The following is a 15,006-nucleotide window of genomic DNA, read 5'->3' on the forward strand; positions in this document are numbered from 1 at the left end:
AGTCATGAGCGACGAAAAGCAGGAGTTGGAGCGCGAGTCGATTCTGCTGCGCATTCTGTGGATGGTGATTTTCTTCATCGTCTGGCAACTGGCCGAGCTGCTGCTTGGTGCGGTCGTGCTACTGCAACTGGCTTACCGCCTGTTCTACGCTGCGCCGAACGCCGGCCTGCTGGGCTTTGGCGACAGTCTCAGCCAGTACCTGGCGCAGATCGGCCGCTTCGGCACCTTCAATACCGATGAAAAGCCCTGGCCGTTCGCCGATTGGCCGACGCCGCGTCCCCCGGAAGGCGAAACCGCACACAGCATTCCGCCGGCGCCGCACCCGGTGCGCGACGAGGAGCCCAAACTGTGAGGCTATGGCTGCTGCGCCATGGCGAGGCCGAACCGCAGGCTGCCAGCGATGCCGCCCGCGAGCTCACCGCTTATGGACGCAAGGAAGTGCAGCAGGCCGCCACGCAGCTCGCCGGTCGGCCCCTGACCGCCATCATCGCCAGTCCTTACGTGCGAGCTCAGCAGACAGCCGAGCTGGTGCGCAGCTCGCTGGGGTTCGCCGGTAAGATCAATACGGTGCCCTGGCTGACGCCGGACAGTGATCCGCGTGATGCCCTGAAATTTCTCGATGAGCGAGAGGGCGGCGAGGTGCTGTTGGTCAGCCACCAGCCGCTGATCGGTGCCCTGGGTGGCTTGCTGGTCCACGGCCACCGTCAGGAGCCGTTGCCCATGCGCACCGCCAGCCTGGCCGAATTGGAAGGTGATATCCCGGCTGCCGGGCTGATGGAACTGCTGGCGCTGATTCATCCGCATTGAGGCAAACCCCAAGCTACAGGCAGGAGCTCAAGCTCGACTAATGTGTCGGGGTCACACACTGGCACGCCTGCCGTCTGCCTAAACCAGAAACATTTCTTAACTTGCACCTCTTTTGTCTGCGTGGAATATTCAACCAAGCAAGTGCTTGGTTGATTCCTACAAAAACAACAAAGGAGGAAGCCCTGTGGCTGATGCAATCCGTTTGCCGCTCGAGCTGTTCTACGAACGTGAAGCAAGGCACCCGAACAAACGCTACATGGTGCAACCTCTGGGGGGCGGCCAACTGCTCGAGCTGAGCTGGGCCGATGTCGGCGAACAGGCGCGCCGTGTCGCCAACTGGCTGCGCAGCCGCGAGCTGCCGCCGAGCAGTCGTATCGCCATCGTTTCCAAGAACTGCGCGCACTGGATCGTGACCGATCTGGCGATCTGGATGGCGGGGCATGTTTCAGTCCCTCTTTATCCCAACCTCACCGCCGACTCCATGCGCCAGGTGCTGGAGCATTCCGAGGCCGCTCTTGCCTTCATCGGCAAACTCGATGACTGGGCCTCGATGGCGCCAGGGCTGCCGCAGGGCCTGCCTACCGTCAGCCTGCCACTGCATCCGCCTGGCGATTTCGATTACAGCTGGGATGATCTGCAGCGCAGCGCACCGATCCAGGATGACCCCAAGCCTGCCGCCAACCAGCTGGCCACCATCATCTACACCTCCGGCACCACCGGTACGCCGAAAGGCGTCATGCACAATTTCTCCAATTTCGGTTTTGCGGCGAGCAATGCCATCAAGCTGTTCGGGGTGGGCGAGGACGACCGGCTTATCTCCTACCTGCCGCTGTGCCATGTGGCCGAGCGCATGTTCGTCGAGCTGGCCTCGATCTATGCCGGGCAGACGATCTTCTTCGCCGAGAGCCTGGACACCTTTCTCGAAGACCTCAAGCGCGCGCGGCCGACCGTGATGTTCGGGGTGCCGCGCATCTGGACCAAGTTCCAGATGGGCGTGTACAGCAAGATGCCGGCGCAGAAGCTGGACCGCCTGCTGCGCCTGCCCATCATCGGTCACTTCATCGGCCGCAAGGTGCTCGCCGGGTTGGGGCTGGACGCCATCCGCTACGCGTTGTCCGGCGCAGCGCCGGTACCCGAGGCGCTGCTCAACTGGTATCGGCGCCTGGGCATGGAGATCCAGGAGGTCTACGGCATGACCGAGAACTGCGGGTATTCCCACGTCTGCCTACCCGGCCGGTTCAAGCAGGGCTGGATTGGCCAGAACAACCCGGGCGTCGAGGTGCGCATCGCCGAGGATGGTGAAGTCCAGGTGCGCAGCGGTGCGACCATGCAGGGCTATTACAAGGATCCGCTCAAGACCGCCGAGACGCTGACCGACGATGGTTTTCTGCGGACCGGCGACAAGGGCGAGCAGGACGCCGAGGGCAACCTGCGCCTTACCGGGCGCATCAAGGAAATCTTCAAGACCAGCAAGGGCAAGTACGTGGCCCCCGCACCGATCGAGAATCGCATCGGCGAACACTCGCGCATCGAGCAGGTTTGCGTGGTCGGCGATGGTTTGCCGCAACCCATCGCGCTGTGCGTGCTGTCCGACGTTGGGCGCCAGGAGGCGGCCAACGACAGCCGTGATGAGCTGGAAAGCAGCCTCAAGGCGTTGCTTGCCGAGGTCAACGACCGCCTCGACCAGCATGAGCGGCTGCAGGGCCTGGTGTTGGTCAAGGAGGTCTGGGCCGTGGAGAACGGCTTCCTCACGCCGACCCTGAAGATCAAGCGCGCGATGATCGAAGGCACCTACGGCGAGCGTTTCGCCGAGTGGCAGCAGCGCAGCGAAGCGGTGCTCTGGCACGACTGAGTGTCGCCGGGTCGGTGACGCCGGCCCTGTTTTCCCTTTTGCCCAAGGAAAGGTCCATGGCTCTCTGGCAACGAACCCCCGACATAGCGGCACTGAACGCCACGCTCAAGAACAGCATCGGCGAGGTGCTGGACATTCGTTTCGAGTCCTTCGACGACGAATCGCTCAGCGCCAGCATGGTGATCGACCCGCGCACTCATCAGCCTTACGGCCTGCTGCATGGTGGCGCCTCGGTGGTACTGGCGGAAACCCTCGGCTCTACCGCCAGCTACCTGTGCATCGACAGCAGTCGCTTCTACTGCGTTGGCCTGGAGGTCAATGCCAACCACCTGCGCGGTCTGCGCAGCGGGCGCGTGCATGCTGTGGCCCGGCCGGTGCATCTAGGGCGTACCACGCATGTCTGGGACATCCGCCTCAGCGGCGACGATGGCAAACCCAGCTGCATTTCACGGCTGACCATGGCCATAGTGCCGTTGGGCGAGCAGCCGCCGAAGCTGTGAGAGCAAAGGCTGCTGCGCGTCGGCCATACTGCGTTGAAACTAGCCTCAATATGCTCATTTACAGCTTGTAAACTGCGCTTTTTCGCCTAGTTTCGCCTTGCCTGGCGCTAGCTCGCTAGCCTTTGACCAAGCTATATGATCTGCAATTTCATCCAAGATTTGTCCGATCCGTGGCGCTACAGTACGCGCCATGGACCAGATCACTCACATCCAGAGCAGCTTGCCCGGCGTTCGCCTGATCGACGCGGAATATCGCCGCTTTGCCTTTCCCCGGCATTTTCATCTGGAGTACCACGTCGGCCTGCTGATCCAGGGGCAGCATCGCTACGTCTATGGTGGTGAGCGGCGGCACGTCGGGGCAGGGGATGTGCTTCTGATGGCGCCGGAAGGCATTCATGACGGCGCCTGCCTGGATGGAGAGAGCTACCGCATTCGGGTGATGGCCTTCGATCCCTTCTGGCTGGACGAAGCCAGTCGAACCCTGAGCGACGGCCGCCAGGGGGCGCCGAGGTTGACTACCAGCAGCTTGCGCCACCCTTTGCTGTCGCAGCACCTGCAGCATTTTCATGCGGCGATGCTGGGCGGTTCGCAGTTGGCCCAGGAGGAGGCGCTCTGGCAGGCGCTGGCCCATCTGTTGGAGATGGGCTCGACATTGCGCGTCAGCGAGCCGCATCGCGTTTTCGATCAGCGCACCTGGCAGCGGCTGCGCGACTGGCTGGAAAGTCGCCTGGACGATCCGCCCTCGCTGGAGGAAATCGCCACCTTCTGCGCCATGAGCCCGTGGCAGGCGCTCCGGCGTTTTCGTCAGCATACCGGCCTGCCGCCGCATCAGTGGTTGACCCAGCTGCGTCTGCAGCGGGCGTTGCCGCTGGTGCTGGCAGGGCAGCCCCTGAGTGAGATCGCGTTGCGCCTGGGCTTCTACGACCAGGCGCACTTCTCGCGGTTGTTCCGCCGTACTTACGGCCTGCCTCCGGCGCGCCTGCGCCAGGGCTGATTCAACCGCACATTTCATCTTTCAATTTCCTGGAGATCGTCCATGCAGGAGACGTCCGTCTTGCTGTCGCTGGCTGCCGTGTTCGCGGTGGCCCTTATCAGCCCCGGCCCCGATGTGGCGCTGGTGGTGCGTACTTCCCTGCATCAGGGCCAGCGTGCAGGCCTGCTCAGTGCCTTGGGCCTGGCCTGCGGCATTCTTCTGCATGGCACGCTGGTGCTCAGTGGCGTGGCGTTATTGCTCAGTCGCACCGAGTGGCTGTTCGACCTGGTGCAGGTTGGCGGCGCGCTCTATCTGGGCTGGCTGGGCCTTGGTGCGGTACAGGCCTGGTGGCGCGGCGCCGCCGGGCCCACGCGGCTGGACGGTGAGCTGGCGCCTTCGCTGTTCGGTCCCTGGCTGCGCGGTGTATTGACCAACCTGGGCAACCCCAAGGCCCTGGTGTTCTTCCTGGCGCTGCTCAGCAGTCTGGTGCCGGCGGACATGTCGCTGCCCGGCAAGGTGGCTTGCGCTGCGCTGTTGTTCGGCCTCAGTCTGTTCTGGTTCAGCCTGCTTGGTATCACCCTGAGCCGCCCGCTGATGCGCCAGCGGCTGCTGCAGGTGGCGCCGACCATCGACTTCGTCTGCGGCCTAGTGTTTCTGCTGGTGGCGGCGAGCATCATCGGCAGGCTGGTGTTATAGCCCTGACCATTGCGCCGCCATCAATGGCCATTACGGTCATTGCCGCAGGCCGGTGGCTGCCGGAGAATCTCGGCATATTCGTAGCTTGAGTTTGATGCATGCCGCAGCCGATCTTCTTCGCCCATGCCAACGGCTTCCCGTCTGCCACCTACGGCAAGCTGTTCGCCGCGCTGGCACCGGATTTCCAGGTGCAGCACCTGGAGCAACACGGCCACGACCCGCGTTTTCCGGTCAATGACAACTGGTCCAACCTGGTCGATGAGTTGATCCATCACCTGGAGGGTGGTGGCGAGCCGGTCTGGGGCGTCGGCCATTCCCTTGGCGGCGTGCTGCACTATCACGCCGCCTTGCTCCGCCCCGAGCTGTACCGCGGCGTGGTGATGCTCGATTCACCGGTGCTGACCCTGGCCGACCGCATGGTGATCCGTGCTGCCAAACGTTTCGGGTTCATCGACCGCATCACGCCCGCCGGCCGCACGCTGGGGCGCCGCGAGGCGTTCGCCGATCTGCTCGAAGCGCGTACCTACTTCGCCGGCAAAAGTTTGTTCCGCCGTTTCGATCCGGAATGCCTGGACGCCTATGTCAGTCACGGTCTGCAATCGGGTGAGGAGGGCCTGCGTCTGAAATTCGATCCTGCCACCGAGATCAGCATCTATCGCAGCGTGCCGCATACCGCTCCGGGGCGGCCGCAGCAGCTGGCCGTGCCGCTGGCCATGGTGCGCGGGCGCCACAGTCGCGTCGTGCTGCCGCACCATGCGCGGCTGCTCAGGCGCATGCCGCGTGCGGAATACCACCACCTGCCGGGCGGCCATATGTTTCCACTGGAGCGCCCGCAGGCCACCGCCGAGCTGCTGCGTCAGCTGTTCAGCCGTTGGGATGCCGATCAGGAGCAAAGCGCATGAACGCAGGTTTCGAAGAAGTTCGCCTGAGTCTGCCGCATATCGAACTGGCGGCGCATCTCTATGGGCCGGAGGATGGGTTGCCGGTGCTGGCCTTGCATGGTTGGCTGGATAACGCAGCGAGTTTCGCCCGCCTGGCGCCGAAGCTGGAGGGGCTGCGTATCGTCGCCCTGGATTTTGCCGGCCACGGCCACTCCGATCACCGTTCGGCCGGCGCCGGTTATGCGCTGTGGGACTACGCATTCGATGTGCTGCAGGTCGCCGAGCAGTTTGGCTGGCAGCGGTTTTCCATCCTCGGGCATTCCATGGGCGCAATCACTGCGGTGCTGCTGGCAGGGGCGATGCCCGAGCGGATTGCGCGACTGGCGTTGATCGATGGTCTGGTGCCATACACCGGCGAAGCCGAACAGGCACCGGCCAAGCTCGGCGAGGCGTTGCGAGCCAGGCAGGCGCTAAGTGACAAGCGCAAGCCGGTGTATGCCGAGATGGCGCGAGCCGTCGAAGCGCGCATGAAGGGCGTCGGTGCGGTCAGCCGCGAGGCGGCCGAATTGCTCGCCCAGCGCGGCCTGATGCCGGTGCCGGGCGGCTACACCTGGCGCACCGACACTCGTCTGACACTGCCTTCGCCGCTGCGTCTGAGTTGGGCGCACGCCCAGACATTCGTCCGCGCGCTGCAGTGCCCGGTGAGCCTGGTGCTGGCCGAGCAGGGCATGATGGGTGCGCAGCCTGCGCTGCAGACGCTGCTCGAGGATCTGCCGTTCGAGATTCACCGTCTGCCGGGCGGCCACCACCTGCACCTGGATGACGAGGCGGGCGCACAACGTGTAGCGGATTGTTTCAATCCATTCCTGCGCATTTCTTGACTTGCCTGCGGCCCTGGGGAAAGGTGTGGCGGTCTGCCATGGAGGATCGCATGATCGACCCGTTCAACGTCGCCATTCATTGCTTCGCAAGTTCACCTGCCGTTTCCCTGGTACGGGGCACCTCTGGATGATGGGGCGTATGAAGCTTTTTTCCGTTGTGCTTGCCACTCTCTGCAGTGGTGTAGCGTTGGCGGCGGATTTGCCCGGCAGCCGAGACCTTGAAGTGTTGCCGCGCTTTCCTGCCAGCCAAATCGTTGCATTCAAGGAGGCGCCCGACGTCGAGCGCATCTACCCGCAAGGTTCGATTCGCCGCATCAGCGGGCGTTTGCGTTACGAGCGGGAGATCCTGGTGCAGGGCCAGCACAGCGCAGTGACCTACGAACTGCCGCGCACTCACAGCGCCGATCAGGTATTTACCGCGGCGCGGGAAACGCTGCTGGAGCAGGGCGCCGAGTTGCTCTATTGGTGCCAGGGGCGCGAGTGTGGTGCGAGCAACCTGTGGGCCAACGCGGTGTTCGGTAATGCCACGCTGTATGGCTCCGACGATCAGCAGGCCTATGCTCTGTTGCGCCTGGCCGAACCGAATCACGAAAGTCTGCTGGCGCTGTACAGCATCACCCGCGGCAACCGCCGTGCCTACCTGCACGCCGAGCAACTGGATGCCGACGCGGCACTGGGCGAGCTGCTGCCGACACCAGCGACCCTGCTGCGTCAGCTGCGCACCGATGGGCAGTTGAAGCTGCCCGACGAGGCCAAGGCCGACAGCGCCTGGGTGGCGGTGCTGGCGCGTAGCCTGAACCTCGACAGCACCCTGCGAGTCGCCCTGGCAGGCAGTCAGGCCGAAGCCTGGCGCGAGGCGCTGATCGAGCAGCGTGTGCGCGAGGCGCGCCTGGAACTTGGGGATGCTGCGGATGATGCTCTGAGCGTGCGTCTGTTGCGTTAAGCTATCGCTCGCAATCGCCTGTTATAGAGCGCCCGCAAGGGCGCTCTGTCGTTTCGTCGAAGGGAGTTTTGCCTGATGGCCACTAATGATCGTCTGCTGGTGCAGATTCTCCTGCTTGGCCTGCTGGCAGCCAGTCTCTGGGTGCTGGCGCCATTCTGGTCGGCGCTGTTCTGGGCCGCGGTGCTGGCCTTCGCCAGTTGGCCGCTGATGCGCCTGCTGACGCAATTGCTCAACGGGCGCCTGTCGCTGGCGGCGGGCATCCTGACTGGCGTCTGGGTGATCATGGTGGCGGTGCCGCTGGTGTGGCTGGGCTTCAACCTGGCCGATCACATCAAGGACGCCAACGCCCTGGTCAGGGATCTGCAGGTCGAAGGCCTGCCGCCGCCGCCGAGCTGGCTGGGCAGCATTCCGCTGGTGGGCGATCGCCTGGTCGAACTGTGGCGCACCATCGACCAGCAGGGCGCCGCCTTCTTCGACACCTTGCGGCCCTATCTGGGCCAGGTCGGCAACTGGCTGGTGGCGCGTAGCGCGAAGATCGGCGCAGGCATGGTCGAGCTGGCCCTGAGCCTGGTGCTGGTGTTCTTCTTCTACCGAGACGGGCCGCGCCTGGCGGTGTTCGTGCACAGCCTGCTGGAGCGGCTGATCGGCGAGCGTGCCGACCATTATCTGGAGCTGGTCGCCGGCACCGTGCAGCGCGTGGTCAACGGCGTGATCGGCACCGCCGCAGCGCAGGCTGTGTTGGCCTATATCGGCTTCGTCATCGCCGGCGTGCCGGGCGCCCTGGTGCTCGGTCTGCTGACCTTCGCCTTCAGCTTCATCATGATTCCGCCGTTGATCTGGGGCCCGGCCGTGGCCTGGCTGGTGTGGCAGGGGGAGATCGGCATGGCGATCTTCCTGGGCATCTGGGGCTTCTTCATCATCAGTGGCGTGGACAACATCCTCAAACCCTACCTGATCAGCCGTGGCGGCAACCTGCCGCTGGTAGTAGTGCTGTTGGGCGTGTTCGGCGGCATTCTGGCCTTCGGTTTCATGGGCCTGTTCCTCGGCCCGACCTTGCTGGCAGTAGCTTACAGCCTGCTCAGCGACTGGGTGGCGGACAAGACGCCGCCGGCCGAAGCGCTGGTGAACAAGCCGCTGCCGGGCGAGGAACCACGCGGCTGATCAGCCGCGTTCGCTCTCGTACTTGTCGAGGGTGTCGCTCGCGATCTGCCGACCCAGCATGATCAGCTCCGGCGCCTTGTAGAACTCGAAGAAACGGCAGGCGCGCTTGGGCACATTGATCAGCACATCCGGCGGATAGCCGGCGATCTTGTATTGCGCCAACGAGGTCTGCATCACCTCGAAGCTCTGGTTGACCAGCTCCAGCAGCGACGCCGGCCCGCTGAATTCGGCGACCCGCGAACCGCTGGCGGATTTAGGCGCGGGTTCGTCCTCATTTTCCCTGCGGCTCGGGGCTGCGGCCGGGCTGACGTCATCGGCAACGCGTTGCTCCTCGGCAAGCAGCAGGGTTTCGTCCTCGCTCTTGCGGCGGAAGCTCGGCAGGCGTGAGCCGAGCGAGGTCATCAACTGGTCGATGCGGCCTTTGATGGCGGCCGGGCGCTCGATGACCGGCAACTGGTAGTGGTTCTGGTTGGTGGCGTTGAGGTTGACCGCGATGATCAGGTCGCAGTGGCTGGACACCACCGGCACGATCGGCAATGGATTGAGCAGGCCGCCATCGACCAGCATGCGTTTGCCCTGGACGACTGGCGTAAACAGGCTGGGTATCGCCGCCGAGGCGCGCATCGCCTGATGCAGGCAGCCTTCCTGGAACCAGATTTCCTGCTGGTTGGTCAGGTCGGTGGCGACCGCGGTGAAGGGGATGTTCAGGTTCTCGATATCCACCTCGCCGACGATCTCCTGAATCCGCCCGAATACCCGCCCGCCACGGATGGCGCCGAGGCGGAAGCTGACGTCGATCAGGCGCAGCACATCGAGATAATCCAGGCTCTCCGTCCATTCGCGGTATTCGCGCAGCTTGCCGGCGGCGAAGATACCGCCGACCACCGCGCCCATCGAGCAGCCGGCGATGCAGCCGATTTCATAACCGCGCGCCTGCAACTCCTCGATCACGCCAATGTGCGCATAACCGCGCGCGCCGCCTGATCCCAGCACCAGCGCTACTTTCTTGCTCATTTGTTTGTCTCCCCCCTAGCAAGCTTCGACCTTACTCGGCCAGCGGAGCGGAGCCAAGGCAGTCTTTGCTAGAATCCGCCGCCAGTAAACGCGGCGAGAGTGAAACCATGAGCGAACCCATTCGTTTGACCCAGTACAGTCACGGCGCCGGTTGCGGCTGCAAGATTTCACCGAAGGTGCTCGAGGTGATCCTCGCCGGCAGCGGCGCGCAGAATCTCGATCCCAATCTCTGGGTCGGCAATGCCTCGCGCGATGACGCGGCGGTCTACGCGATCGATGAAGAGCGCGGCGTGGTTTCCACCACCGACTTCTTCATGCCGATCGTCGATGATCCCTATGACTTCGGTCGTATCGCCGCCACCAATGCCATCAGCGACATCTACGCCATGGGCGGCGACCCGCTGATGGCCATCGCCATCCTTGGCTGGCCGGTCAATGTGCTGGCCCCCGAAGTTGCGCGTGAGGTGATCCGCGGCGGTCGTGCGGTGTGCGACGAAGCCGGTATTCCGCTGGCGGGCGGGCATTCGATCGATGCGCCGGAGCCGATCTTCGGCCTGGCCGTGACCGGCCTGGTGAGCAAGGCCAACATGAAGCGCAACGACACCGCCACGGCTGGCTGCAGGCTCTACCTGAGCAAACCACTGGGCATCGGCATCCTCACCACGGCGGAGAAGAAGGCCAGGTTGCGCGATGCGGACGTCGGCCTGGCGCGTGACTGGATGTGCACCCTGAACAAGCCCGGCAGCCGCTTTGGCAAACTCGCCGGCGTGCAGGCGATGACCGACGTGACCGGCTTCGGCCTGCTTGGCCACCTGGTGGAAATGGCCGATGGCAGTGGCCTCAGCGCGCGCGTCGATTTTGCTCGCGTGCCGCGTCTGGACAGCGTCGAGCATTACCTCGAGCAGGGCTGCGTGCCCGGCGGCACCTTGCGCAATTTCGACAGTTACGGCGACAGGATCGCGCCGTTGCCGGAGCTGGCCAAGCTGCTGCTGTGCGATCCGCAGACCAGTGGCGGCCTGCTGGTTGCCGTGGCGCCGGAAGGCGAGGCCGAGTTTCTCGCCGTGGCCGCCGAACTGGGGCTGGCGTTGGCGCCCATTGGCGAGATGGTCGAGCGACAGCGCTACGCGGTCGAGGTGCTGTGATGCGCGACAATTGCACCGACTACCGCGAACTGTTCCTCAATGACCGGGCGATGATGGATACCCGGGCGCCGGTCGAATTCCACAAGGGCGCCTTTCCCGGCGTGATCAACCTGCCGCTGATGACCGATATCGAGCGGCAGAAGGTCGGTACCTGCTACAAGCAGCAGGGCCAGCAGGCAGCCATCGAGCTGGGGCATCAACTGGTCAGCGGCCGCAGCAAGGCCGAGCGCATCGAAGCCTGGGCGACCTTCGCCAAGGCCAATCCCGACGGTTATCTGTACTGCTTCCGTGGCGGCCTGCGTTCGCAGATCGTCCAGCAGTGGCTGAAAAGCGAGGCGGGTATCGACTACCCGCGGGTGGTCGGTGGCTACAAGGCCATGCGCAATTTCCTGCTGCAGACCAGCGACGACGCGGTGCAGGCATGCGACTTCGTGCTGGTTGGCGGGATGACCGGCACCGGCAAGACCGAGGTCCTAGGTCAGCTCGACAATGCCGTGGATCTGGAAGCTCACGCCAATCATCGCGGCTCCAGTTTCGGCAAGCGCGCCAGTGGCCAGCCGGCCCAGATCGACTTCGAGAACGCGCTGGCCATCGATTTTCTCAAGCGCCGCGCCGCGGGCCAGCAGCAATTCGTCCTGGAAGACGAGGCGCGTCTGATCGGTCGCTGCTCGTTGCCGCTGCCGTTGCACCAGGCGATGCAGCACCACCCGCTGGTGTGGCTGGAAGACAGCGTGGCCAATCGTGTGGAGCGCATTCTGCAGGCCTACGTGATCGAGCTGTGCGCCGAGTTCGTCGCGGCTCTGGGCGAGGAAGAGGGCTTCGTGGCATTCGCCGCGCGTCTGCGCGAGAGCCTGGGCAACATCACCCGCCGCCTGGGCGGCGAGCGTTACCAACGGCTGGCCGCGATCATGGACCAGGCGCTACAGGAGCAGCAGGTCAACGGGCAGGTGGATACCCATCGTGGCTGGATAGAAGCCTTGCTGGTGGAGTACTACGATCCCATGTACGTGTTCCAGCGCGAGAGCAAATCCGGACGCATCGAGTTCGCCGGCGAGCAGCAGGCTGTGGTGGAATACCTGCGCAAGCGAAACGGCGGGTGAGTCGGGCACTTTCGCCCTGCCGTAGCGTCATAGACTGGGCCAACCCGAAGTCCCTATCCATCCGAGGAGTGTGGTCGATGAAACACTGGATCTGTTTGCCGCTGCTTGCGGTGGCGCTTACCGGCTGCGCCGGCAAGACCGTTTACCGCGAGACCTGTGCCAATCAGCTGGATGCCGCCTGGAAAGAGCTGAGCATCGCCGAGGCCGAAGGCTTCGCCGGTACCGTCAGTTATTCCAAGGCCTTCTCGCTGCTGACCGCCGCCAAGACCCAGCAGCAGTTCGAAGCCTACGAAGGCTGCGTCAGCAAGGCCGAGCGCGCACGCTTCTACATCCGCGAATCGCGAGCGGGGCGTTGATGCAGCTTGATTTCACCGAGCTGAGTCCGCTCGAGGCCTATCGCTGGCTGGCTTCCAGTGTCACCCCGCGCCCCATCGCCTGGGTCTCGACCCGTTCGCCCGAAGGCATCGCCAACCTGGCGCCGTTCAGCTTCTTCCAGGTGATCAGTGACAGCCCGCCGACCGTGCTGGTCAACGTCAACACCCGTGACGATGGCAGCCTCAAGGACACTCTGCGCAATGCCCAGGCCAGCGGCGAGCTGGCGATTCAGCTGGTCAGCTTCGCTCAGGCCGAGGCGATGAATGCCAGCGCCAAGATCCTGCCGCATGAGGTCAGCGAGTTCAGCCACTGCGCCATCGCCAGCCAGCCGTGCGAGCGCATCGACGTGCCGCGTGTCGCTGGTGCGCCGGTAACTTTCGAATGCCGTGTGGCGCAGATCCAACCCTATCCGGCGCAGCAGCCCAACTGCCATCTGATCTTCGCCGAAGTGTTGCTGGCGCATATCGATGACGAGGTGCTCAACGAGCAGGGGCGTCTCGATCCTCTGAAGCTCGACCTGATCGGGCGCCTGGGTGGCAGCGCTTATTGCCGCACACGGGACCTGTTCCAGATGCAACGCCCCTGATCCCGTTCTGAAAACGACGTCCAGTTAGCTTTCCCGGCCATCTCGCTGGTTGATGGCTTGTCGCCAGCAGCCTTGCACTCCTATGTTCCAGAATTCGCGGCTGGCTGCGGTAGGCAGGGGGATGTCATGGGTGGCTCATTGGGCAAGCGCTTGGCCAGTCTGAGTACGGCCAGCAAGTTGATGCTGGGTTTCGCTCTGGTATTGATGCTCACCGCTCTGGTGGCTGCCACCGGATTGCTGGCGCTGCGTGAGGTCAGTGCCGGCGCCGAATTGCAGCAGCGCATGAGCGCCCTTGGCGAGCAGGTGCTGCGCATGCGCCAGAGCGAACAGGCGTTTGCCCTGAGCGGCGACAAACAGCATGCCGAGCGCCTGGCGCAGCAGGCCGAGGCGATTTTGCAGGCCGGCCAGGCCCTGCAGGCCGAGCTGGATAGCGACACGGCCACGATCATGGTGCAGGTCGAGCCGGCGTTGGCGGATTACCGCAGCGCCTTCGCCCGCTACGTCGAACTCACCGACAACATGCAGCTGTCGCTACAGGCCGCCGACTGGCTGGTGGTCAGCGCCGCCAACAGCCTGGATCTACTGCAGGAAGGACTCTCCGAGGATGGCGTCGACCTGCTCAAGAGCTCCCAGGGCGAGCAGGGCGGCGATTCGGTGCTGCAGGCCGGCAAGGTCGGCAAGATTCACCAGCTGCTGCTGCAGGCGCTGGACCAGGCGCGCCAGCGCCTGGAGGCCAGCCGGCGCAGCGATGCCGACGAGCAGAGCGAAATCGCCCAGGCCGGCGAGGCACAGGCACTGGCTGCCGAGCTGCGCGATGCACTGGAGGACCCCGGTTATGCCGCGGTGCTCGGCGAGGTGGTGGTCAACGTCGATTCCTTCAACGAGCGCCTGCAGGAGTACGCCAGCCAGCTGCAGCAGCAAAAGCAGGTTTACGGACAGCTGGTCGCTCAGGTCGAGCAGTTGCTGCAGCAGGTCGAACTGGCCCTGGAAACCCAGCGCCTGAGCATGCAGGCCGAGCGTCAGGCCAGCAGCGGCCTGATCATCGCCGCAGCGGCCCTGGCCCTGCTGTTCGGCCTCGGTGCGGCGCTCATGATCAGCCTGGCCATCGTGCGTCCGCTCAAGCGGGTCATCGGCCTGGCCGAAGCCATCGCCGCTGGCGACCTCGGGGTACGCATCGAGCAGGATCGCCGCGACGAGATCGGCCAGTTGCTCGCAGCCGTGCAGCGCATGGCCGGCAACCTGCGTGAGATGGTCGGCCGCCTGCAGGGCGGTGTGGCGCAGATATCCAGTTCTGCCCAGACGCTTTCGGCAACGGCCGAGCAGACGCGCCAGGGCGTCAACGGCCAGAAGCTGGAAACCGATCAGGTCGCCACCGCAATGAGCGAGATGACCGCCACGGTGCATGAGGTGGCGCGCAACGCCGAAGCGGCCGCGGCCTCCACCGAACAGGCCGACCAGCGGGTCGGCGCGGGCAGCCAGGTGGTGCGTCAGACCTTGCAGCGCATCGTGCAGCTGGCCGGGGCGATGGACGCCACCACGCAGAGCATCCAGCGCCTGAGCCAGGACACCCAGCGTATCGATGCGGTGCTCGATGTGATCAAGAGCGTCGCCGAGCAGACCAACCTGCTGGCGCTCAATGCCGCCATCGAGGCGGCGCGTGCCGGTGAACAGGGGCGCGGGTTCGCGGTGGTCGCCGATGAGGTGCGTGCGCTGGCCAAGCGCACCCAGCAGTCCACGGCGGAAATCGAATCGCTGATCGCGGCGCTGCGCGAAGGCAGCCGCCGTGCCGTGACCGACATGGAGCAGAGCGCCAGCCTGGTGAACCTGACGGTTGGTGACGCCAACCAGACCGAAGGCGCGTTGGTGGCCATTGCCGAGGCGGTGGGCCTGATCTCGGAGATGAACCAGCAGATCGCCGCGGCGGCCGAGCAGCAGACTGCGGTGGCCGAGGAGATCAACCGCAGCGTCACCTCGATCCGCGACATTGCCGATCAGTCGGCCATGGCAATGGACGAAACCGCCTCGTCGAGCATCCAACTGGCCGAGCTGGGCCGGGAACTGCACGCCATGGCCGGGCAATTTCGACTGGCATAGC

General features: G+C 64.6%; 16 protein-coding genes. 15 read left to right on the plus strand and 1 reads right to left on the minus strand.

Translation table 11 applies throughout. The annotated features are described in order from the left end of the window. Window positions 1-4: 4 nt before the first annotated feature. From P3C50_RS03955 to P3C50_RS04000, 10 genes are all read left to right on the plus strand, one after another. Window positions 5-352 (plus strand): DUF4389 domain-containing protein, encoded by a 348-nt coding sequence (locus P3C50_RS03955; protein WP_275544954.1) that lies wholly within the window; start codon window positions 5-7, stop codon window positions 350-352. Next, window positions 349-807 (plus strand): phosphohistidine phosphatase SixA, encoded by a 459-nt coding sequence (gene sixA, locus P3C50_RS03960; RefSeq protein ID WP_275544955.1) that lies wholly within the window; start codon window positions 349-351, stop codon window positions 805-807. Before P3C50_RS03955 ends, sixA begins: the two co-directional genes overlap by 4 nt. 184 nt (window positions 808-991) lie before the next feature. Then, entirely contained in the window at window positions 992-2,659 is a 1,668-nt protein-coding gene (locus P3C50_RS03965) for an AMP-binding protein (protein ID WP_197856463.1), read from the plus strand. A 56-nt stretch (window positions 2,660-2,715) separates the two neighbouring features. Further along, window positions 2,716-3,159 (plus strand): hotdog fold thioesterase, encoded by a 444-nt coding sequence (locus P3C50_RS03970; protein WP_275544956.1) that lies wholly within the window; start codon window positions 2,716-2,718, stop codon window positions 3,157-3,159. Window positions 3,160-3,349: 190 nt separating this feature from the next. Next, window positions 3,350-4,153, plus strand: a complete 804-nt coding sequence (locus P3C50_RS03975) for an AraC family transcriptional regulator (protein WP_275544957.1) — start codon at window positions 3,350-3,352, stop codon at window positions 4,151-4,153. A 42-nt stretch (window positions 4,154-4,195) separates the two neighbouring features. Further along, window positions 4,196-4,828 carry a LysE family translocator gene (locus P3C50_RS03980; protein WP_275544958.1) on the plus strand — a complete coding sequence of 211 codons (633 nt, stop codon included), beginning with the start codon at window positions 4,196-4,198 and terminating at the stop codon, window positions 4,826-4,828. A gap of 98 nt (window positions 4,829-4,926) precedes the next feature. Then, window positions 4,927-5,730, plus strand: coding sequence for an alpha/beta fold hydrolase (locus P3C50_RS03985; protein ID WP_275544959.1), 804 nt, complete (start codon window positions 4,927-4,929; stop codon window positions 5,728-5,730). After that, window positions 5,727-6,590, plus strand: coding sequence for an alpha/beta hydrolase (locus P3C50_RS03990; protein ID WP_275544960.1), 864 nt, complete (start codon window positions 5,727-5,729; stop codon window positions 6,588-6,590). Before P3C50_RS03985 ends, P3C50_RS03990 begins: the two co-directional genes overlap by 4 nt. A 139-nt stretch (window positions 6,591-6,729) precedes the next feature. Next, window positions 6,730-7,533, plus strand: coding sequence for a DUF4892 domain-containing protein (locus P3C50_RS03995; RefSeq protein ID WP_275544961.1), 804 nt, complete (start codon window positions 6,730-6,732; stop codon window positions 7,531-7,533). A 75-nt stretch (window positions 7,534-7,608) separates the two neighbouring features. Further along, window positions 7,609-8,694, plus strand: coding sequence for an AI-2E family transporter (locus P3C50_RS04000; protein WP_275544962.1), 1,086 nt, complete (start codon window positions 7,609-7,611; stop codon window positions 8,692-8,694). Here the strand turns inward: P3C50_RS04000 and P3C50_RS04005 are convergent, their stop codons facing one another. After that, on the minus strand, window positions 8,695-9,708 hold the full coding sequence (locus P3C50_RS04005; RefSeq protein ID WP_275544963.1) for a patatin-like phospholipase family protein: 1,014 nt from the start codon (window positions 9,706-9,708) through the stop codon (window positions 8,695-8,697). It abuts the gene before it with no gap. A 107-nt stretch (window positions 9,709-9,815) separates the two neighbouring features. Here P3C50_RS04005 and selD point away from each other — a divergent pair, with 107 nt between their 5' ends. The 5 genes from selD to P3C50_RS04030 all read left to right on the plus strand — a co-directional run bounded on the left by selD (window position 9,816) and on the right by P3C50_RS04030 (window position 15,005). After that, window positions 9,816-10,850, plus strand: a complete 1,035-nt coding sequence (gene selD / locus P3C50_RS04010) for a selenide, water dikinase SelD (protein WP_275544964.1) — start codon at window positions 9,816-9,818, stop codon at window positions 10,848-10,850. Beyond that, window positions 10,850-11,950 (plus strand): tRNA 2-selenouridine(34) synthase MnmH, encoded by a 1,101-nt coding sequence (gene mnmH, locus P3C50_RS04015; protein WP_197856473.1) that lies wholly within the window; start codon window positions 10,850-10,852, stop codon window positions 11,948-11,950. Before selD ends, mnmH begins: the two co-directional genes overlap by 1 nt. A 77-nt stretch (window positions 11,951-12,027) precedes the next feature. Beyond that, window positions 12,028-12,306 carry a hypothetical protein gene (locus P3C50_RS04020; protein WP_161868011.1) on the plus strand — a complete coding sequence of 93 codons (279 nt, stop codon included), beginning with the start codon at window positions 12,028-12,030 and terminating at the stop codon, window positions 12,304-12,306. Continuing rightward, entirely contained in the window at window positions 12,306-12,911 is a 606-nt protein-coding gene (locus P3C50_RS04025; protein WP_275544965.1) for a flavin reductase family protein, read from the plus strand. The genes P3C50_RS04020 and P3C50_RS04025 overlap by 1 nt, the downstream gene beginning before the upstream one ends. 126 nt (window positions 12,912-13,037) lie before the next feature. After that, the gene (locus P3C50_RS04030) at window positions 13,038-15,005 is read left to right on the plus strand and encodes a methyl-accepting chemotaxis protein (protein WP_275544966.1); all 1,968 of its coding nucleotides are present in this window, start codon (window positions 13,038-13,040) and stop codon (window positions 15,003-15,005) included. Window position 15,006: the final 1 nt, after the last annotated feature.

It is taken from the genome of Pseudomonas sp. Marseille-Q0931, from assembly GCF_940789645.1.
In the GTDB taxonomy this organism is placed as follows: domain Bacteria; phylum Pseudomonadota; class Gammaproteobacteria; order Pseudomonadales; family Pseudomonadaceae; genus Aquipseudomonas.

Coding starts and splice junctions, on each gene's coding strand:
- P3C50_RS03955 (WP_275544954.1), top strand. CDS start 5: ATGAGCGACGAAAAGCAGGAGTTGGAGCGCGAGTCGATTCTGCTGCGC.
- P3C50_RS03970 (WP_275544956.1), top strand. CDS start 2,716: ATGGCTCTCTGGCAACGAACCCCCGACATAGCGGCACTGAACGCCACG.
- P3C50_RS03975 (WP_275544957.1), top strand. CDS start 3,350: ATGGACCAGATCACTCACATCCAGAGCAGCTTGCCCGGCGTTCGCCTG.
- P3C50_RS03980 (WP_275544958.1), top strand. CDS start 4,196: ATGCAGGAGACGTCCGTCTTGCTGTCGCTGGCTGCCGTGTTCGCGGTG.
- P3C50_RS03985 (WP_275544959.1), top strand. CDS start 4,927: ATGCCGCAGCCGATCTTCTTCGCCCATGCCAACGGCTTCCCGTCTGCC.
- P3C50_RS03990 (WP_275544960.1), top strand. CDS start 5,727: ATGAACGCAGGTTTCGAAGAAGTTCGCCTGAGTCTGCCGCATATCGAA.
- P3C50_RS03995 (WP_275544961.1), top strand. CDS start 6,730: ATGAAGCTTTTTTCCGTTGTGCTTGCCACTCTCTGCAGTGGTGTAGCG.
- P3C50_RS04000 (WP_275544962.1), top strand. CDS start 7,609: ATGGCCACTAATGATCGTCTGCTGGTGCAGATTCTCCTGCTTGGCCTG.
- P3C50_RS04005 (WP_275544963.1), bottom strand. CDS start 9,708: ATGAGCAAGAAAGTAGCGCTGGTGCTGGGATCAGGCGGCGCGCGCGGT.
- selD (WP_275544964.1), top strand. CDS start 9,816: ATGAGCGAACCCATTCGTTTGACCCAGTACAGTCACGGCGCCGGTTGC.
- mnmH (WP_197856473.1), top strand. CDS start 10,850: ATGCGCGACAATTGCACCGACTACCGCGAACTGTTCCTCAATGACCGG.
- P3C50_RS04020 (WP_161868011.1), top strand. CDS start 12,028: ATGAAACACTGGATCTGTTTGCCGCTGCTTGCGGTGGCGCTTACCGGC.
- P3C50_RS04025 (WP_275544965.1), top strand. CDS start 12,306: ATGCAGCTTGATTTCACCGAGCTGAGTCCGCTCGAGGCCTATCGCTGG.
- P3C50_RS04030 (WP_275544966.1), top strand. CDS start 13,038: ATGGGTGGCTCATTGGGCAAGCGCTTGGCCAGTCTGAGTACGGCCAGC.